Below are 21304 nucleotides of genomic sequence, written 5' to 3' on the forward strand. Positions count from 1 at the left end.
CATGGGGTGGTTCTTATTATGTAGAATCTTTGACCAATGATCTTGCCCATAAGGCATGGGAACTGATTGAAGAGGTAGAGAAGTTGGGTGGTATGGCGAAAGCAATCGAAACCGGTATCCCTAAGATGCGTATTGAAGAGGCTGCTGCCCGTACACAGGCTCGTATCGACTCCGGTTCACAGACTATCGTAGGTGTGAACAAGTATCGTTTGGAGAAAGAAGCTCCGATTGATATTCTTGAAATCGACAATACGGCTGTTCGTCTGGAGCAGATTGAGAACCTGAAACGTTTGAAAGAAGGACGTAACGAAGCTGAAGTGCAGAAAGCCCTCGAAGCTATTACCAAGTGCGTGGAAACCAAAGAAGGTAACTTACTGGAGCTGGCTGTAGAAGCTGCCCGGGTTCGTGCTACACTGGGTGAAATCTCTTACGCATGCGAGAAGATTGTAGGACGGTATAAAGCAGTAATCAGAACTATATCAGGCGTGTATTCATCAGAAAGTAAAAACGACAGCGACTTCAAGCGTGCTTGTGAACTGGCCGAGAAGTTTGCGAAGAAAGAGGGACGTCAACCTCGTATCATGATTGCAAAAATGGGACAGGACGGTCACGACCGTGGTGCCAAAGTAGTAGCAACCGGCTATGCCGACTGTGGTTTCGATGTGGATATGGGACCGTTGTTCCAGACTCCGGCTGAAGCTGCCCGCGAAGCTGTTGAAAACGATGTTCACGTAGTGGGCGTTTCTTCATTGGCTGCCGGACACAAGACACTGATTCCGCAGATCATTGACGAATTGAAGAAGTTAGGGCGCGAAGATATCATCGTGATTGCCGGTGGTGTAATTCCTGCTCAGGACTATGATTTCTTGTATAAAGCAGGTGTGGCTGCTATTTTCGGTCCGGGTTCACCGGTAGCGAAAGCGGCTTGCCAGATACTGGAGATTTTGCTGGACGAAGAATAAGCCAATAAGGCTTTTAAGAAATAAGAACAGGGGTAGGAGCCAATTGGCACTGCTCCTGTTTTTTTATTCGGTACAGAAGAGACAGGGCTGTTTCAAGTTGGTATTTTATAAACAGGAGGGTGTGCCCAAAAGTCGGAGAAAGCTTCCATGTACAATATCATAAACGCAGATTCACGTAACTTATCGCAAATATTCATTTATTCTTTGCGTCAATTAGCGATCATCTGCGTTTTAATGATAGCGAGTTTTACTTTTGTCACCTCTCACTAATACATCCCTGAAACAATCTGATTACAAAAAACTTATTTGGATATTTCTACTACAACCGGATTTACCATATTCCGGGCATAGCTATCAATCATATTCATATAATAATCCCTGTTCGTAAATTGTTCGTCTGCCAGTTCCCAGGCAGCATAGGCATTGAACAGGTATTTTCCTTCTTCATTGGGTTTCATTTTTACACACCACGTTTTCAGGATATCCGAACCCTTGTCGGGCGCATTAAAGACATCGGAATAGTTGCTCACCGGCATAATGAGACTCATCCCCATATACCACTCCTTATTATAAGTTTGCCGGTCATGCGTACTCATAGAAACAACTTTCCGATCATAAGTCTCCAGTCTTTGAGGCATATCGTTGAAGTTTCCTACAATTCCTGTTACCAATACTGCGTTATCGGGTAGAGGAGAAGTTGTTATCTCATTTTCATATCCATACTTTCCTGCCCAAATAGTCATTGTTTCATGTACATCGACTTTGGTATTCCCCACTTGCCATCCATAAAAGTCTAATTTAAAGATAGAGCGCACAGGGCCTTTACAAACAAGTGTGTAACGTGTTGAGTCCACATTATCTACAGTTTCTTCTATAGTAACTCCCATACGTAAAAGGGTATCGGGCAATTGAACAGCTATACCTCCCAGTCCGAAAGAGTTGGCAGCACTCATAATGTCTCTTCCCCAGGGGCGGAGAACGTGATAGGTATCACCCGGAGTTCCGTCGGGACGGATACCTACTGTATCGAGCACAAGATCGGGTATTCTTTTTCCAAACACATCTCTACAATTTCGCCCGTCAAAGTAATGGCGGAATCCCATTTTGTCGTTTTCCCATGATGGGCCGTCTGTCTGGTAGGGATAAGGATTGTTATCGTCTCCACCTCGTGCCAGGTTTTCTTTTCCATGCATGTCGGTTGTCAGCTCTTCTATCACTCCCGGGCGCTTCATTTTGCCATAATGTACATTGGTTCGCACAGAGAAAGCCGGGTAGTTCGCTTCATCTATCCATTCTAATTGTAAAGTCAGTTTCTCTTTTTCGTTTATGTTGTATACGAATGCCAGTTCATCCCATAGTCCGTCTCCGTCCAGGTCGTCTAACTGGGAAGGAATATACTGTCCTCCTTTATCCTTTAGTACGGGAACCAATTTCTGATTTTCCGCACACAGGTCTTTGCGCTTGATTACACAGGCTTCGTCTTGCCGGGAAGTATCTGTTGGATTGGTTAGTGTGATTATATCTGCATTTCTTTCCGCACAGCTTTCGCAGACCACAGCAGCTACTCCCAAAATGAATAAGAATTTCATACTTGTTTTCATGTTTTCAGAACTTATTTAATGTTGGTTGCAAAAGTGGTAATATTCTGTTTAAAAAGGTATGAAATCTGATCCATATTCTGGTAAATTTGTATTGTTTCCGCTTTTATCGGCTTCTAAAAACAGGTTTATTATACGAAAGTACAAGTACTTGATATAATTTTCACATGTTTCTTATCTATTAAGGTTTATCTTTGTAGCGTTCGCATGATATTTAATTTAATTCCTATATTTGCGTACATTTATACCAATTGTGTGAAAGAAATATGAAAAACATTGTCATTAACAGGAAGTTCTGGCTCATTTGCTTTAGCTTGTGGTGGAGCTTTTTGTCGATAAGTGCTTTGGGTAATGACTATTCTTTTAGGACATTGACTGTGATGGATGGGCTTTCCAATAACTCGGTGAAAGCTATTTATCAGGACTCTCTCGGATTTATCTGGATGGGAACTAAGAATGGACTTAACAGGTTTGACGGATATGAGTCCAAAACTTATTATAATCATAATGAAGAGTTTGTAGGCCAGTCTAATGATGTGATCAATATAACTCCCGATAAGGCCGGTAATATGTGGATCGGAACTTTTAACGGAGTAATGCTGTTCAATCCGTATACTGGTAAATTTAAAGATCTGTCACAGGCTTATCAGGGCGAACTGCCACGGGGAGTTGTTATAAATATCTGGATGGAGAATGATTCAACTGTCTGGGTAGCAACCAAATCGGGGCTTTATTTTCTTAGGGGTAATACAAGTTCCTGTGTGGAAGCCTTCCGGGGGAAGTATATTAATGCGATGGCGGCTTCGGGTGAACATACTTTGCTGATCGATATTGTACAGCAGGGATTAATGGAGTTTAATATAAAAACCAACGTTATCACTTCTTTCAAAGATAAAGAAGAGCGTCCTGTCTCTTCCAAAATAATGCGTGATACAAAGCAAAGGATATGGTGTGCTGCCGATCTGGGAAATATTTTCATTGCTGATTCTGACGGTTATACCTTAAAAAGAGTAGATACCAGTGATTTGAAAATAGGGTTTAAGCAAGCACAGATACATGATTTGTTAGAGTATAATGATTCTACTTTGCTGTTGGCTACCGACAACGGATTGTATGCGTTGGACGTGAGTAATTCTTTGAAAGTTCATCCGGTCTCTGGTATTTTTCCTACCGAATTGGCTAAAGTGAACCGGCAAATGTGTTTGTTTAAAGACCGGCAGGAGTCTTTATGGATCGGAACCTTCAATGAAGGAGCCATGCTTTTCAACTCCAAATATACGAAATTTAAATCCTATTTGTTCCATTCGGAAATTCGTAAAGAGCCTCTCCGTGTAGTAGGAAAGTTGGTTGAATACAAACAGCAGATATGGGTGGGATGCAATACCGGTATTTTTGTGATTGATCTGATCTCCGGACAGTGGCATCGTGTAAATCTGGATAATCAATTGGAGATAGATACCAACTCTGAAATTTATTATGTATATCGGCTGTCAGAGAATCAAATATTATTCTATTTGCTGAATCAGGGAACATTTGTCCTGAATCTGGATACCAGGAAGGTATCACGCTATGATATCGGTTCACCCGCTTCTTCCCAGATCCGGTCTATTGCCAAAGATGTGGATGGGAAGCTGTGGATAGCGCAGGATGAATTATCATTATTTGATGTTGCTCTGCGAAAAAGTTCTGTTGATTTATCAACCAATTACGATGGTACCACCCGTTTTATGTTTACTCAGGACATTCTTCCTGTTGGAAGAGATATGTTGGTAGGAACACGTACCAGAGGTGTGTGGCGCTTCCAGCGTAACCTGGATGATGAGCTTAAATATTTTAAAGGTGAACCCTGGGGAGGAAAAGAACTTGAAAACAAGAATGTGAGTGTGCTTTATGAAGATAGTGAGCGGAATATATGGGTTGGAACGTATGATTCCGGATTATATATGTATGATTCGAAGAGTAATGAGGTGATTCATTTCTTCGGGCAGGATAAGATTGCACACAATACCATCTATGATATTATTCAGGATAAACAGACCGGTATGATCTGGGTTGCCACCTTAATGGGGATTTCCCGGATAACCAGAGATCAACAAGTTTTGAACTATACTTATAAGAACGGATTTCCTATTCATGAACTTTCCGGTCATTCCTTTTTGGAAGCCTCTAATGGAAACATCTTTGTGGGTGGTAGAGGAGGAGTGGTAGAATTACTTCTGAACGAGTTGTACAATACTTCCGGCATTGCCTTACAACCCCGTATTTCTCAGGTAGAGACTCTGAACTCTATTACGGGCTCCAATCATCTTCTGTTTGATAACGCCGAGGCTTTCAAAGAGATTGAACTTAATTATGGAAACTCTTCCGTGCAGATCAAATTTTCGGCTATGGATTATCTTTTCCCGGATGGTGTGAAGTACGCCTACCGTTTGAAAGGGGTTGAAAAGGAGTGGAATTATGTCAATAGAAATGAAGCGATCTATTCCAATCTGCCGGCCGGCATCTATACGTTCCAGGTTAAAGTTTGTAGTAGTGATGGAGTATGGGGAGACGCTATAACGAGCCTGCCTTTGATTGTTAATCCTCCTGTATGGTTGTCGGTATGGGCCAAAATGCTATATTCTCTTTTAGTTTTATTCATGATCTATCTCATTTTGCGGTATTATTATATGAAAAAGACGGCTAAATACCGGTTGAAAATCGAAGAGATAAAAAAGGAGAATATTGAGCGTGATTATAAGATGAAGATTGAGTTGTTCACCAACTTCTCTCATGAGTTACGCACTCCGTTGACTTTGATAAAAGGACCTGCGGAAGATATACTGTATGATGAGGCCTTGCCCCGGAAGTTTGTTTATTCGGTGAAACAAATATTGAAGAACTCGAACAGGTTGCTTTTGCTGGTGAATCAACTGATGGATTTCAGGAAGATGGAACATGGAGCCATGCAGCTGAATCTGTCTAATGTGAATATGGTCTCTTTTATGACAGAGCGAATAGACAGTTTCTCGGAATTATTACAGAAACGGGGTATTGTGATCCGGTATACCAATGATTACTACGGAAGTAACTGGTGGATTGATGCCGATTTGATGGAGAAAGTGATTTTTAATCTTTTGTCCAATGCCATAAAGCATTCAAAGGATGACAGTGTTATAAAGGTGGTATCTTCCGTAGAAGGTGACAAACTGCTCCTGTCCGTTCAGGATTATGGTGAAGGTATATCACAGGAGAATATAGATAAGATATTCGATCCATTTTTCCAGGTGAAACAGGGGAGCATGTCCAATATGTTCGGTAGTGGCATCGGGCTTAACCTGGCAAAGTATGTAGTAAGCCTGCATCATGGTAAGATTTGGGCAGAAAGTGTTGTCGGGCAGGGAACCACTTTTTTCATAGAGCTTCAATTGGGGAAGGAGCAGTATACAAAAGATGACGTGGTTTATGTCGAGGGAGATTCGGTGGATAAGACATTTGCATTAGAGAAAGAGAGTCTGAAACCAATCGGCGAACCTTTGTGGGAGGATGCGAATCCGAATGAAACGGACGAAGCGCCTGTTGTGCTGGTGGCAGAGGATGATGAAGACCTGAGAAAATATCTCGTATTACAATTGTCGGCTTCTTATAAAGTGATTGAAGCTGCCAATGGGCGTGTCGCATTAGAACTGGCACTCGAAAAGTTCCCGGATATCATATTGAGTGATGTGATGATGCCGGAAATGAATGGACTGGAATTTTGTGAACAAGTAAAGTCGAATCCTAAGCTTGCTTATATTCCTTTTGTCATGCTCACGGCAAAGGTGTTGGATGAACATATAAAGGAGGGATATAGCGTGCTGGCCGATGACTATATATTGAAGCCATTCAATATAACTGTTTTGAAAGCTAAAGTAGAAAGTATTATTAAGAACAGGGAACAACTCCGCCGGCTCTTTGGCGAAAAAATGTCGGCTATTGAAGTTCCGATGCCGGAGATTGCTGCAGTGGATCCTTTTATGGATAAGCTGATAGAACTGATAAAAGAAAAAGCTTCTGATTCTGAATTGCAAGTAAGCGATTTGTATGAAGCAATGGGATATGGGCGAATACAATTTTTCAGAAAGATAAAAGCTGTTTCCGGGATTTCACCTAATAAATTGATCGTGAATATACGAATGAAAATGGCTGCTGATATGCTTCGTGAGAATCAATATACCATATCAGAGATTGCTTACCAGACCGGATTTTCTGATCCGTCTTATTTTTCCAGAGTATTTAAGTCTGTATTCCAGATCACTCCTAAGGAATATCAGAAGAATATGAAATAGCATACTTTTGCTGTTCCTGCCTTGGGGCGGAGGGGTGTTTCAATGCTTTGAGAAGAAACTCTCAATGCTTTGAGAAAGAATTCTCAACGTATTGAGAAACTTTTCTCAAAGCATTGAAACAAAATTCTCAATAGGTTGAAACAAAGTGTTTCATCCTGATGAAACAAAACTCTCATGAATATGAAACGAAATGGAACGATCGGTTTCCTTTTTTGTATAAAGCGGCTTGCTACCTCCTTTATACAAAACTACCAGTGGTGATACTAATTTACCAGATTACAAAATATTTTCAGGTATGACACAATTCTACAGAGGATTGATACGATTCTCCTACTGTTATTGGTGCCGTGCGGATACATTTGCAACAGAAATTAATAGAAATCTTAAAATATAATGCGTATGGAAAAAGTAACGAGTTAACCTGACCACCTTTCAGAATATCTTCAAAGATATCTTCTATCTATCAGATGTATTATAGCATCTATTATATTATTAAAACAAGAATAAGTTTAATCAAAACAAAAATCAAACTTAAGTATGCAAAAACACATTTTGCTAACAAATTCCAGATTCATTTGGGTAACTGCACTGTTATTAATCTGTAATGTAGCTTTTGCACAAATGAAGGTTACCGGAATAGTAACTGACCCATCTGGTGAGCCTGTTATAGGTGCAAATGTTTTGGTGAAAGAAACATCCATGGGAGCCATTACGGATTTAGACGGACATTTCACGGTAAATGCCCCGGAAAACGGTTCTCTGGTTGTTTCTTACATCGGCTATTTAACTAAAACCATTAAGATTTCCGGTAAGAACAATATCAAAGTGGTTTTGAGTGAAGATAGTAAAGCGTTGGACGAAGTAATCGTTATTGGTTACGGTAGTGTAAAAAAGCAGAATCTTACTTCATCGGTGTCTAAAATGACAGACGAAGCTGTCAAGGAGCGTCCTGTAGCTACACTGGGAGAAGCATTGGCTGGTAATCTGGCAGGTGTTCGTGCCCAAAGCACAAGCGGTGTTCCCGGCGAAGAACTGCAAATACGTATTCGTGGTGTGAATACGATCAATGGTAGCAGTGATCCGCTGTATGTTATTGATGGTGTACCCTATGAAAGCATGAGTGATATCAATCCTGCTGATGTGGCATCCATACAGGTTTTAAAAGATGCTTCGGCTACTTCTATTTATGGTGCCCGCGGTGCAAACGGGGTTATCCTGATCGAAACGAAGCAAGGCAGTGACAAACCGGCTGTTACGTTTGACGGTTTCTATGGTCTGCAAGATCCGGAGAAATATGTAAGTATGATGGATGCCAAAGAATGGCTGGCTTTCAATATCTGGAAGAGAAACAACGACCATTTGCGTAGTGGAGGTTCAATGAGTGACCCTATGAGCGCACGTGCCGATGCAAATAAGATTCCGGATTCCTGGTTAGACCCGGACTTGGTGACTACAGATTGGCAAAAAGCAATTACTCAGGTTGCGCCTGTACAGAGCTATCAGTTGTCTGCATCGGGTAAACATAAGATGGGAACGATCTATTTTTCAGGAGGTTATTATGATCAGAAGGGTATCATTAAAGAGACCTACTATAACCGTATTAACTTCCGCCTGAACGGAACATTGAATCTCTCGGATTATTTAAAAGTAGGCGCTAATATTTCCGCTTCACGTAGTAAGCAGGATAATAAAGAGGCACAGGGCAAAGAGACTGTTATTCAGCACGCTTTGATGCAGGCACCGATTGTAAAACTGGATGAAGCTACCCGTGACTGGGGATATCCGAATCTGGGTATTACCGTATATCCTAACCCTTTGGAGCGTTTGAAAGAAACACTGGATCAAACAGTGCAGAATAAGGCAGCAGCATCCGCCTGGGCTGAGATTACTTTTATGAAAGGCCTTGTGTTCAAGTCACAGTATAATTATAGTTATGACGGTAGGGTATATGAGTACTATGTTCCGGGCAATGTTACCTACAATAACAATAATGTAACTTTGGGAAAAAGTAATTCTCAAAGCAATAATAGCTGGTCTATTCAGAACACTCTGACTTATGATGCTTTGTATGGTAACAAACATGCCCTGAATGTTATGTTGGGACAGAGTGCCGATGCAACTGATAAGTATCGTATTGATGGTGAAGCAACCGGATGGCCGTTGGAGAACATTCCGACATTGAATGTGGCTACTTTGGCAAAAAGGGCTTCTACGGAAAAATACCAGGTGCGTACGGCTTCTTTCTTTGGTCGTGTAAGTTATAATTATAAAGAAAAGTATTTGCTTAATGCAACCGTACGTAATGACGGTTCTTCACGTTTCGGTGCAAACAATCGTTGGGGATGGTTCCCGTCATTCTCGGCAGGATGGAAACTCAATGAAGAGTCATTCTTGAGTTCTGTAAAATGGATCTCTTTATTAAAACTTAGAGCATCCTGGGGAAAATCGGGTAACGACCGCATTGGATATTACGATTATCTGTCAGTGCTGACTACTGATAACTCGGCTTATGGCAATACACTTCAGGCTGGTATGGCTCCTAAAAATCTGAAGAATGAAGATTTGAAATGGGAGAGTACAGCCAGTCTTGATTTCGGATTGGATTTCTCTGCTTTCAATAACCGTTTGCAGTTCAATTTTGACTATTATATTAACAAGACCGATAACCTGTTGTTTAATCTGCCTATTGTAATGACAAGCGGTTATGACAGAATCCGTACCAACCTGGGATCCATTCAGAATAAAGGATGGGAGTTGGACATAACAAGTCACAATCTGACAGGTACATTCAAATGGTCTACTTCTCTGAACCTTTCCGGCAACCAGAATAAAGTGCTGGACATGGGAGGCATCGATAGTTTCACCGATTCAATGTGGGATGGCAAGTTCATAACCCGCGTAGGCGGACCGGTATCACAGTTCTATTGCTACCGCACGAATGGTATCTTGACTGCAGATGATTTTGAAAAGAAAGCTGATGGCACTCCGGATGAAAACAAACCTCTGGTACCTGTGTACAAAGGTCAGCGTATTGGTAATGTGAAGATGGTGGACCAACCTACTAAAATGGTTGACGGAAAACTGGTAGGTGACGGAGTAATCACAGAAGACGATCTGGTGCCTTACGGAAATAATATCCCTGATGTCATTTATGGTATAACAAACCGTTTCTCTTATAAGAACTTTGAGTTGAGTGTCTTGATTCAGGGACAGATTGGTGGTGATGTTATGTTCCTTGGACAACGTTCTTTGGACTATGGTTCTCCGGGAGTTAACCAGTTCTCGCATTGGGTACGTTGCTGGAAACCCGATTATCAGGCTGTTTACGGAGATCGCGGAGATCCTACTCCTTACTATTTAGGTGTAGATATGTCATGGGATGGTACAACCCCCAACATCTATAACCGTAATTCTACTTATGAGAATAATTCAGACTTACGTATCTACGATACTACTTACTTGAGAATCAAGAATATCACCTTGTCATATACCTTACCCAATGACTTATTGAAAAAGTCTTTCCTGAAGAAAGCTAAAGTATATGTTTCATTGGATAATGTGGCAACCTTTGACAATTATCCGGGTGTATCTCCTGAAACGAATAGTTATGGTAATTCTACAACAAGAGCCGGGGTGGATTATAGTACATATCCTATGAGCCGAAAATATACCCTTGGTGTAAATCTTGTATTCTAACTCTATAAAAACAATGAAAAAATGAAGCAAATAACATTCATATTATTGTTATCGTTGTCGTTTGTGTTGGGAGCTTGTGATGCTTTTCTGGACATTACTCCACAGTCCGATTATACGGTGGAAGAAGGCTATAAAAAAGAATCGGATTTTGAGCAGGCTATCTCGGCTGTTTACGGAAAACAACAACTTCTGTATGATACGAACTCCTGTTGGTTTATGTATATCAACCACCGTAGTGATGATTCGCGAAATGCAAATAACGTGGGCCGGTTTGTTGATTCACCTAACGAGAGTATCTGGACTACTTCCTGGAAAACTTACTGGTCTATAATTGACCGCTGTAATCTGATTCTGGATAAGATTGATAATGCAGAATTCACAAATGAGGAAAGACGTGATTACATTAAAGGAGAAGCTTATATTCTGCGTGCTTATGCTTATTGGAGTTTGGGTTGGCAGTGGGGAGGCGTTCCTTTGATCACAAAGACAACTCCTTTGGCGGAGATCCGCAAAATACCGCGTTCTACTCAGGAGGCAACTCTCGGACAGGCTATATCCGATTATAAGGAGGCTATCAGATTGCTTCCCGAAGAATGGGGGACGAATGATATCGGACGTGCTACCCGCTATGCTGCTGCCGGAATGCTCGGCCGGTTATACATGTTCCAGAATAATTTTGAAGATGCCCGGACTTACCTGAAAATGGTAGTAGATCAGGAATCTGTACGCTATGAAATGGAGAAAAAATATGAAGACTGCTTCATTGACTCCAAAGACAATGGAAAAGAACGTGTTTGGGAAGTTCAGTTTATCGGGGGACAGATTGGTGAAGGTAATTCATTTATTACCGGTTTTATTCCTGAAAAACTGACATTACCTAACACTGCTTATGTGGCTCCTTTCACCGGATATAGCGGAAATATGAGAGCGTCGGAGAATTTATGGGATGCTTACGAAACCTCTCCGAAAGTGGATAAACGTAAAGCTCTGTCCGTAGTTACCAATGTGAAGATTAACGGAACCTATGATACACAGTCCAAGCTGGTATACAAATATTGCAAGTGGGATACTTACACACCGAAAGAGAAAAATGACTGGGCAAACAATCTTCCTATCCTGCGGTATACAGATGTGAAGATGATGTATGCTGAGGCTCTTAACGAGTTGGGCTATGTGGCTGATATTAACAGTGAACCTTTTAAAATTCTGAATGCCGTACGGGCTCGTGCCGGACTGGATGCATTGACTCCTGTAGAACTGTATGATAAAGACACTTTCCGCAATGCAATTATCCAGGAGAGAAGAGTTGAGTTTGCTTTTGAAGGCCTGCGTTGGTGTGATTTGATTCGTTGGGGAATAGCAGTTTCTACAATGAATGAGCACTTTAAGCATCGTGACGAAGGTTCCGGACAGTATACAGTTCAGGATTATCAGTTGCTGCTACCGATTCCTTTCGCCGAAATGGCAGCTTATAACGATGTGAATATCATGTGGCAGAATGAAGGTTATTAATGTATTATTAAAAAAATAGTTATTATGAAAAAACATTTATTAGCATCTTTGATGATTGCAATGGCTTGTTCCAACCAGTTAGATGCAAAGAACGTGTATGTGAAATTAAGTAGCGATACAGAAGCCTGGAGTCATATTACTCAGGATGAAAACAATGTGGTTGTAGAGATTACCGATGGAAAGTTTAATGGTATATTGAGCAATATTGCTGCCAAAGATAGAGTGTGGGTTGCGAAAGGTATTTATCAGGTGACAGGTTCCATCAATCTGAATGAAGACCGTGCAGGAGTACAGATATATGGTGGTTTTAAAGGAAATGAAACCGCATTGGAACAGCGTATATTGAAAGATCAGGATGAAAATGGCATTGTAGAGCCTTGGGAGTTTGAATACGAAACACAATTCCAGGGAAATACCGATACTGATCCCAGCTATCGCATATTCACTATGAATGCAGAAGGAGACGTGGTAGATGGTATAACGATCTGTGATAATACAAATGTAAATGATCATGGGGCGGGGGCTTACCTGAAAAATAATGCAGTTCTGAGTAATTGCATCGTTCGTAATATTAAAGCGGAAGCCAGTAAGAATAGCGCTGTAAACGGAGCCGGTGTATTTGTGGATGGTGCCGGTTTGGTTAAGAGCTGTTTGATTGAGAATTGTACGAATCAGAATGACGATTCCGACGGTTCTTCTTATGGCGGCGGTATTAATATACAAGGTAATAAAAGTGTTATCAGCAATTCTGTTATTCGGAATAACCAGGTTGTTTCCGGTAAAAACGCATTTGGCGGTGGTATCTTTTTAAATAACAGTGCAGTAGCAGAAAACTGTGTGATATATAATAACTCTTCTGTTTTTCGCGGTGGTGGTGTTTATATCCATAGTGGTAGCGGAAAGTTGATTAATACAACCGTAGTAAAAAATATGGGTGCTAAAGCTGGTGGCGGTGTTTTCTCTAATGGAAATTCCACTATTTACAACTCTGTATTTTGGGGCAATGTGAACGAACAGGGGAATGCGAATAATCTCAACCTGAATCAGGCCGGATATGTAGAGACATTTGCATACTGCGGAATCCAGGGTGCAGGTATCTGGATGGAAAATAAGAACCTGAATACAAACCCAACTTCTTACCAGTTGATTGAAAGCAATGACTTTACTGAAGAGGTAACAGAAGGACTTGCTCCTCGTTTCATTCGTCCGACAGTAGACGCCGGTATTGGTTACGAATTTCTGGAAGGAACGCTGGAAGCAATAGCCAAAGCAAACTGGGGACTTTTGAATGCATCAGACTTGGTAGATAAAGGTGTTAATACCATTCCTGATTATACGATTGCGACGACCGACATTTGTGGTAATGCCCGTCCGGTAGGTCAGAAGTATGATTTAGGTGCTTACGAATTAGGTAGTGGTGCTACTGGTATTACTACTAATCAGAAAGAGCAGAGTCGCTTCACATTGGTTGCTAACAGCAATGGAGTTACCGTATATGGTATTGAAGGGCTTGCTAAGGTAAATGTGTACAATACTTCAGGCGCATTGGTTAAATCCGTACAACTGGGTAATGGAGAAACCATCTCTCTTATCGAGCGTGGAGTGTATTTCCTGTCTGTCTCCGAAGGTGAGACTTCACAATCAGGCAAAATCCTGTTTTAATTAAAAAAACACATCCGGACTACTTAGTCTTGAGTTTAAGTAGTCCGGAACTTTTTCCGGTAATTTTATGAGTGAACCAATGAAAAAACTTTCTATCTGGCTGTGTGTCTTATTATTTATGATAAGTGCTGAAAGTAGAGCGCAGTCTATGATTTCGGGGGCTACCTACGAGAAGCGGTGTGATGCTATGATTCAGTATATGGCAAAGGGTACATCACCTTCCGGAGGTGATCCTAAATATACGGGTCCGTATTATTTTGCACGTTTATATCTTAATTACGATAAGTCACGGGCGATAAACAACCTGGAGGCTATGTATGACAAATATATAGCCGATCCTGATTTGTATTACAACTCTACGGGTTCGGGCGTTGAATTTTATGCTCATGCCACACTACATGGTTATTTGCTGACAAAGGACAATATGCCGGAGTCTTTGAAAGCCAAAATAAAGACGTTTCTTCAGTTAGGTGATTATAATTCAAGAGGAATTACTCTTAATTTGGATATGATACGTTATACGGTCGGCTTTATGGCTACTGAGCAATGGAGTGATTTTACAGATCGGTACGGACGTACAACGAAGCAGATCAGAGATTATAATCGTCCCCGTATTTTGAATTGGCTGAATAAATTCTTCCACAATAATTGTAGTGAAGCAGATGCATTCATTTATTTCTCTACGAATATAATGTATGTACGTATGTTGGCTGAGTTCTGTCAGGATGAGGAAATCAATCAAAAGGCTAATGTGGTTTACCAGCAAATGATTGCCAGTTTGCTTTCGGCCTGGAATCAGGGACTGTATGTGGCCAATCCACCTCGTTGTAAGGGTTGGGACCAATTATATACAGGTGCCCGTGCTTCCAATTCGAATATAACGGCGCTTGCCTGGTTGTACTTCGGTAATCAGGAGAATAAGTACCTTTTTATTCCGGGACTGACCGTAACCAATAATACGGCAAGTATGAATTTCTGGTTGGCTTATAAACGTAATGTGGCTCCCGACCCGGCTTTGTTACAGGTTTACGACTCGAAGGAATATCCTTATGTATATACCAGTTACATTAATGATATAGGAGTGAATGGTTCAAACAAAGATGTGTTGAACTGGAAACGTTTTAAATATACATATCAAAGCAACAATTACGGTTTGGCTACTCAAACAGAAATTCCTTATGATTTGTCAAAAGCTACTTCCTGTTATGCCTACAAAGAGACCAAACGTACTTATCTGGCCTGGCAAAGTGATGTTGTAGAGAGTGTGTTTTCTGTTTGTCAGGACAATCCTGCCCGTCCTACCGACAATACAAATGCTAATATTGAAGGATACGGAGAGAACCCTTATCACAGGGTGATGCAATATGAAAAAGCAGCGGTTGGGGTGTATAATGTACCGACTACTTATATTCAGGGAAAGCGTTACCGTATCTATGTGCCTTTCACAAAAAGAGGTATTAAAGAACGTATCGAGGCAGATGGCTGGATCTTTTGTCATACCGGAACGATGCTTTTCGCCTTTAAAACATTGGAACCTTATACGTGGGCGAATACAGATTTTGTAGTCAGCAATCACGATGTTCTTACTTTGGAAGATACCTCTTGCCGAAAAGGAGCCTGGGTGCTGGAAACCTCAGAAATAGAACCGGAATATAAAGCGGCTACCCGTAGTGAGGAACTGGAGTTATTCAAGAATGCGGTTCTTACCAAGACAAAGATAGAAAAACAGGATTATACTACAAGTAAGCCGGCAGTGAAGTATACTTCACTGAGTGGTGATGTTTTGCAGCTGCAATTCTTTCCGCCTACCGAAGCTTATCAGGATAATTACAAGGTGAACGGAGTACCGTTGACCCTTTCTGAAGAATACCTCTTCAATAGTCCCTATGTACAGCAGAAGAATGACGCAGATGAACTTTTCGTCTATAAAAATGGTGTGTTGGAAAAGACTATCAGCTGGAATGATTCGTCTGTTGGGATTGAGAATGCCAGAGAAGAAGTAGGTTACCACCTTTTTCCCAATCCGGTAAAGGATGAGTTCCATCTTTCTTTTCCGCAGGAAGATAAACCGGAACGTGTGTCGATAGTCAGCTTATCCGGACAGGTAGTGAGGCATTGGAATATTCAGGAAGAATATGAGCAGACAGTTACTCTTTCGGCTGTGGGCTTGTATGAAGGACTTTATTTCCTTCGTGTTGACAATGGCAAAAAAGTATGTATGCTGAAGTTTTTAAAGATTTGATTATATAGTATTAGTTATGAAGAAGAATATTGTTTTCTTTGCATTGGTAATCCTGGGGCTGGCATCATGCTCAAGGCAAGAAGTGAGTTATTTTGATAATTTCCCGGAGGGGGCTGATCCCGTTGAGATTGGTACTAAAATAACTTACCGCTTCTTGGCTCAGGGGCATTCGCAGTATGGCAGTCCTTTACGTATAAACGAACCACGTACTCAGATTACTTATCCGGACGTTTGCACCTGGTTGGGAGGATTGTGGTTTGCTAAGGAATGTGGCAATGCGGAATTAACACAACGGTTGACCGAACGCTTCGAGCCTTTGTTTACTACAGAAGCATTTCTTCAACCGAAACCGAACCATGTTGATAACAATGTATTCGGAGCGTTGCCTTTAGAATTCTATTTGCAAACCGGTGATGAACGGTATAAGAAAATGGGGATGATGTATGCCGATTCGCAATGGGAGTTGCCGGCAGACTGGACGCTCGATCATCAGGATACATGCAAGAGCAGTATGTATGGTGATTTTGTAGATGCAGATGTCTGTCTGCCCCAGCAAAAGGAGTGGGCAGATAAAGGATACTCCTGGCAGACACGTTTCTGGCTGGATGATATGTTTATGATTACTGCTATACAGGCACAGGCTTACAGGGTAACGAACGAACGGAGATACATCGATCGTGCCGCCCGTGAAATGGTGCTTTACCTGGATTCCATACAACAACCTTCAGGCTTGTTTTATCATGCTCCGACAGCTCGCTTCTGTTGGGGAAGAGGCAATGGATGGATGGCTGTAGGTATGGCAGAGTTACTGCGTATTCTTCCGGAAGATAACCCGGACAGGAAAGCTATCATGCAGGGTTACCTCAAAATGATGGTACGCCTGAAAGAGATGCAGGACGAAAAAGGTATGTGGAAACAAGTTGTAGACGATGCATCTATGTGGGAAGAAACATCCGGTACGGGTATGTTTGCGTATGCAATGATCGTAGGTGTGAAAAAAGGATGGCTTGATAAAGACGAGTATGGTCCTGCCGCCCGTAAGGCGTGGATTGCACTCACTTCTTATGTGAACCAGATGGGCGATGTGGAAGGTGTATGCGAGGGTACTATGCTGGGAAATACGAGTGAACATTACCGTAACCGTAAGCCACTGACGGGCGATCTGCACGGGCAAGCTCCGGCATTGTGGTGTGCTTATGCTTTGATAGCTGAAAAAATTTAAAATTGATGAGATATACTGTTATTAGTTTTATTGTGTTGTTGTGCTGGGTATTTGATACCCATGCACAACAATATCGTATTTCTACGGACCATCCGGCTGTTACTTTTGAAAAAGAGAATCCGCTTTTTTTGTCTATATACAGTTGGCCGGAGACTCTGATCAGCTATCCGGTTACTTTTTCTCCGGATAGCAATGTTGAGAACCGTTTGGAGTTGATAGATACCCGGACCGGAAATCCGGTTGCTTTTCAACTTTCGGATAAGAAGTACGATAACAATCGTATTTGCTCTGCACGTATCCATTTTTTCACCTCCATGTCTGCCGGGGGAGGTTTTAAGTATACTTTGCGGTTGGGCAGCCGGAAGATGAAGTCTGATCATCCGGTATACATCGAACGAAAAACGGACTGTTGGATACTTGGGAATACGGATTTTAGTGTTGCCATTCCTGTAACTGCTACCGTGAATGACAATATCGCTCCGGCTCCAATTCTTTCTGTTTCAAAGGGAGAAGGAGCTTCCGGTCGTAACAGGTTGTACTCCGGTCATAAGAAAATAGTGTCCGTAGAGACTTCCGTAAAAGAGAGTGGAGAGCTGTTTGCCGAGTGTCTGGTACTTTATCGTTTGGAGGGAGGAGCCGAGTATCGGACTTCTGTTAAGGTGGTACAAGGCTATCCGTTCGTAATCTTCGATGAAGAGATGAGCGGAATAGAAAAACAAGACGGAGTTTTTGTAGATATGGAATGGACCGGCTTCCATCCGACTCATAAATATGCTAACTGGGACCGTCAGAAAGATGTGACCGTTGCTGACGGAGTACCTGTTGAACAACCTCTTTATACCAGTTATTGCCAGGAAGATCCGCATTGGACAGGTGAAGGATGGATAGAACAGGTTGACAAAGAAATGGTATATCGTCTGTTGCCTTTCGGAGGAAACTCTACGCGGGAGCAAGTTCCTGTGATGACCTTTTGGGAAAGTGGGAAGGATGCCCGTGAGTTGGGCGTATTTGTTTATGACCACAATCGCTGGAATGACCGGCAATACGGTATTTGGCAGCCTACTCCCGATCTGTCTGTCTATTTCAGATATGCGGATCAGAAACTCTATTTTAAGTATCCGGTACAAAATGGTACGCGCTCTACAGCAATAGCATTTACCCGGATCGGTGATACACACCCCAAAGTGGAAGCTTTCAATAAGAGTATTGATGATATTGCGGCTAATGGCGGAAAAGACCATTCGGCCGAAATGGTATTCCGGTATACGATGATGCTTCACCGGCAATATGCGTTACTGAATTTGGATAAGGTGAAGAACTGGGTACTGGAATATCCACGAGAAGCGAAACGCCCCGAAAATCCTTTTGTCAAAAGACCCAAAGAAACTTCTGCCGATCGGTTTTATAAGCAGATGGTCACTTCTCCGATGGCGTATTATATGACCGGGATGAATAGTTTTCCGGGCATTCATTCTATATCTCACCGCCCGGTTTATTCACAGTGGGTACAGGATTATCTGACTTACTACAAAGATTTGTCCGACGAACAACGTAAGACTGTTGAGGCTCTTTTCTTATTGGCCGGTTATGTGAATATGCTTGAACCGATGAATGCCATTCGTACTTCATTGGCAGGCACTGCCAACATGGCTGCCGATGGATGGGCGGTGACCGGACAAACGGCTTTTCTTTTCCCGGAACATCCGATGGCAAAGGAGTGGGCCGATTTCTTTGAGAAGTCGATTGAAGTTTATGGTTTGTTTTATACCCGTCCGGAAGTCAGCTCCTATGAGTCTAAGGGAGGACGTTGGGTAGAAAGTCTGGGAGTGTACAATTGGGCTTATCTGCGTCCTACCGTACATTCGAATATAGCCCTGGAACTGTTTGATGGTAAAAATCGGTTTGCAGATTCTCATATGGCGCAAAGAGCCCGCTGGATGGTTGATATGGTAACGCCGGGACGAGCTTATCCACCTCATGGTGCACACGGTGGCGGCAGATTGGTGCCGCGCTATGCGCCTGTTTATGAATTAGGAAACTGGTTACAGTATTATGATCCGCTGGTAGCCGAAAATTTACGATGGTTGGGAGCGATAGGAGAAGATGTGGAAGAAAAGGCGAATGATACGAAATGGGTAGAGGTGCATAAGAATACGCATCAGACGAAAGATATCGGTACGAATCCGCATCTGAAAAGTTGCAAATATACCGGGCATGGGATTGTACTTCGTGCCGGAGTTGATTCGGATGAAGAACTTTCTATCCATTTGAATCAGGTAGACAAGGGGCCTAATTACCGCTGGGGACATCAGGGGCAAGGCAATGCAGGCGGTATCTATTTCTATGCACAAGACAAAGTTTATACCGGTCATGAAAATGAGGCGGTAGGAGATCATACCCAGAATAATACGGATGGCGTAACCAATTTCGGAGTCATGAAAAACGGTACTTTCTGTAATATCGGAATGAATGAGCTGGTTGCCCCTTTATATGATCTGGAGATAGCTCAGATGGCTGAAGTACGTTCGGCAGAGGGAAAAGATTCTTTTGCATGGCCCGAATATGTATCCCGCAGTATTCTTCTGGTAGGGACCGATTATTTTCTGATTTACGATCAGACCGGGACTAATTGGAGAGCTTTCAACCGTTTCTCATGGTTCACCCGGAAAGAAGATGAATTTCCGAAGATTGTATTTATGGATAAAGTACGTCCGGAGTATTGGACAACAGCAGGGACTGCGAAGTCGAAAGGCTTTTACCGGGATGGTGTTGGTTCTTTGCTGACGCTGGTTACCCACAAGAAAGAATCAGTACGTGTTTTGGATGGCAAACTCACTGTTCCGGCATTACTGGAAGGAAATGATGTTTATGAATTCGTTCCGGATAAAAGCGGAAGGCCGAAGGGGGTAGTGCAGGTCGCTACAGATAAGAGCCGGGATATTATTTTCAGGGACAGCGATCCCATTACCTGGCATTCGGATTCTGTGACTTTCAAAGGAGAAGCAGGGATGGTTCGCCGGATGAAGAACGGAGATCTGCAACTGGCCCTGTTCAAAGGTTCTGAGATTGCTGCTGACGGTTTGGGCATTCATCTTACGGGTGAGACAGAAACAGCCATCGCATTGACACGCCTTGTAAGTGGAGATTGCAAGGGGAGATTGAAGTCGGACGGTCAGGCGACGTTGACTTTGACAGGTGTGAAAGGGGGAAAACTCTATATCGACGGAGTGATGTACAAAGGGGATATAGCCGGAGTGAAACTACCCGCCGGAGAACATTCCATTGAATATACAGCCAAAGAACCTGTTCCTGTGCCCACAATGATTGAGGATGTTGTTTATGCAAAAGCCGGCAACATGGTTTATTTGTCAAAGCCCCAATCGGTGTCAAAGGTCCGTATGGAACTCTCGAGAGATGGAGGCAAAAGTTGGGAAGTATCGGGCACAACCACAAAAACTATATATATGTTGCCCAAACTGGCAGATGGTAAGTATCATGTACGTGCTGTCTCTGTCAACGGAAAGAAAGAGGCTGCTTCTGCCTGTGAATATCCGGTTTATATAAGTAAGTCTCCTTCTCATTATCCGGAAGGCTTAAAACTTCAACTTGATTCCGGTCGGATTGATCTCTCCTGGGGGCAAGTATTAGGTACTGAAGTTTACAGGGTTTACAGAAGAAAGCTGGGTGAGAAAGATTTCCTGAAGGTTTATGAGGGAAAAGCTACTTCTTTTGCGGATGAAGAGCTTCAGGGAGTTGTTCCTGCCTTTAGTCTGCCTGGTAGCCTGGATAATGCTGATGCCGATAGAAGTGGAATTATTGTATACGAGTATACTGTGACCGCTTTAAATGGAAATGGAGAGAGTGCAATGGCTCCGGTGGTGAACAGTGATCCTGCTTCATGGGCAAACTGGTATCCATCTACTGAACTGAAGTTCAAACGCCGTTCTGCATTCTGGATGGAACCGTATGTTCCGGCTAATGCAGTTCCCGGGAAGTATTATCCCGATTAAATATATTTCACCACAGAGTCACACAGAGTTTCACAGAGTACTATTATCTGATTACTAATAAAAAAACTCTGTGAAACTCTGTGTGACTCTGTG

The 21304-nt window shown here is 42.3% G+C and carries 9 protein-coding genes; 8 read left to right on the forward strand and 1 reads right to left on the reverse strand.

Going from position 1 to position 21304, the window contains the following annotated elements:
• On the forward strand, nt 1-962 hold a 962-nt coding region (locus QX565_RS13910), incomplete at its 5' end, for a methylmalonyl-CoA mutase family protein (RefSeq protein WP_289293111.1).
• A 302-nt stretch (nt 963-1264) separates the two neighbouring features.
• Here the strand turns inward: QX565_RS13910 and QX565_RS13915 are convergent.
• Nucleotides 1265-2551: a DUF4861 domain-containing protein gene (locus QX565_RS13915; RefSeq protein WP_289293113.1), complete on the reverse strand. Its 1287-nt coding sequence runs from the start codon at nt 2549-2551 to the stop codon at nt 1265-1267.
• A 275-nt stretch (nt 2552-2826) separates the two neighbouring features.
• Here QX565_RS13915 and QX565_RS13920 point away from each other — a divergent pair, with 275 nt between their 5' ends.
• The 7 genes from QX565_RS13920 (at nt 2827) to QX565_RS13950 (ending at nt 21211) form a co-directional block, all read left to right on the forward strand.
• Entirely contained in the window at nt 2827-6867 is a 4041-nt protein-coding gene (locus QX565_RS13920) for a hybrid sensor histidine kinase/response regulator transcription factor (RefSeq protein WP_289293115.1), read from the forward strand.
• Between the two features lie 537 nt (nt 6868-7404).
• Complete coding sequence (locus tag QX565_RS13925) at nt 7405-10563, forward strand: SusC/RagA family TonB-linked outer membrane protein (protein ID WP_195349740.1); 3159 nt, start codon at nt 7405-7407, stop codon at nt 10561-10563.
• Between the two features lie 21 nt (nt 10564-10584).
• Nucleotides 10585-12075 (forward strand): RagB/SusD family nutrient uptake outer membrane protein, encoded by a 1491-nt coding sequence (locus QX565_RS13930; RefSeq protein WP_221649549.1) that lies wholly within the window; start codon nt 10585-10587, stop codon nt 12073-12075.
• A gap of 24 nt (nt 12076-12099) precedes the next feature.
• The gene (locus tag QX565_RS13935) at nt 12100-13737 is read left to right on the forward strand and encodes a choice-of-anchor Q domain-containing protein (RefSeq protein WP_221649550.1); all 1638 of its coding nucleotides are present in this window, start codon (nt 12100-12102) and stop codon (nt 13735-13737) included.
• A gap of 79 nt (nt 13738-13816) precedes the next feature.
• Nucleotides 13817-15979 carry a T9SS type A sorting domain-containing protein gene (locus QX565_RS13940; protein ID WP_289293118.1) on the forward strand — a complete coding sequence of 721 codons (2163 nt, stop codon included), beginning with the start codon at nt 13817-13819 and terminating at the stop codon, nt 15977-15979.
• Between the two features lie 16 nt (nt 15980-15995).
• Nucleotides 15996-17201 carry a glycoside hydrolase family 88/105 protein gene (locus tag QX565_RS13945; RefSeq protein WP_002562488.1) on the forward strand — a complete coding sequence of 402 codons (1206 nt, stop codon included), beginning with the start codon at nt 15996-15998 and terminating at the stop codon, nt 17199-17201.
• Between the two features lie 5 nt (nt 17202-17206).
• Nucleotides 17207-21211 (forward strand): fibronectin type III domain-containing protein, encoded by a 4005-nt coding sequence (locus QX565_RS13950; RefSeq protein ID WP_289293119.1) that lies wholly within the window; start codon nt 17207-17209, stop codon nt 21209-21211.
• The last annotated feature ends 93 nt before the right edge of the window (nt 21212-21304 follow it).

This window comes from Bacteroides sp. 41_26 (assembly GCF_949740115.1).
Lineage (GTDB): Bacteria > Bacteroidota > Bacteroidia > Bacteroidales > Bacteroidaceae > Bacteroides > Bacteroides nordii.

What these genes read in the sequence shown, in the direction of transcription:
- QX565_RS13930 (WP_221649549.1), top strand. Translation starts at nt 10,585, where the DNA reads ATGAAGCAAATAACATTCATATTATTGTTATCGTTGTCGTTTGTGTTG.
- QX565_RS13950 (WP_289293119.1), top strand. Translation starts at nt 17,207, where the DNA reads ATGAGATATACTGTTATTAGTTTTATTGTGTTGTTGTGCTGGGTATTT.
- QX565_RS13945 (WP_002562488.1), top strand. Translation starts at nt 15,996, where the DNA reads ATGAAGAAGAATATTGTTTTCTTTGCATTGGTAATCCTGGGGCTGGCA.
- QX565_RS13940 (WP_289293118.1), top strand. Translation starts at nt 13,817, where the DNA reads ATGAAAAAACTTTCTATCTGGCTGTGTGTCTTATTATTTATGATAAGT.
- QX565_RS13915 (WP_289293113.1), bottom strand. Translation starts at nt 2,551, where the DNA reads ATGAAATTCTTATTCATTTTGGGAGTAGCTGCTGTGGTCTGCGAAAGC.
- QX565_RS13935 (WP_221649550.1), top strand. Translation starts at nt 12,100, where the DNA reads ATGAAAAAACATTTATTAGCATCTTTGATGATTGCAATGGCTTGTTCC.
- QX565_RS13925 (WP_195349740.1), top strand. Translation starts at nt 7,405, where the DNA reads ATGCAAAAACACATTTTGCTAACAAATTCCAGATTCATTTGGGTAACT.
- QX565_RS13920 (WP_289293115.1), top strand. Translation starts at nt 2,827, where the DNA reads ATGAAAAACATTGTCATTAACAGGAAGTTCTGGCTCATTTGCTTTAGC.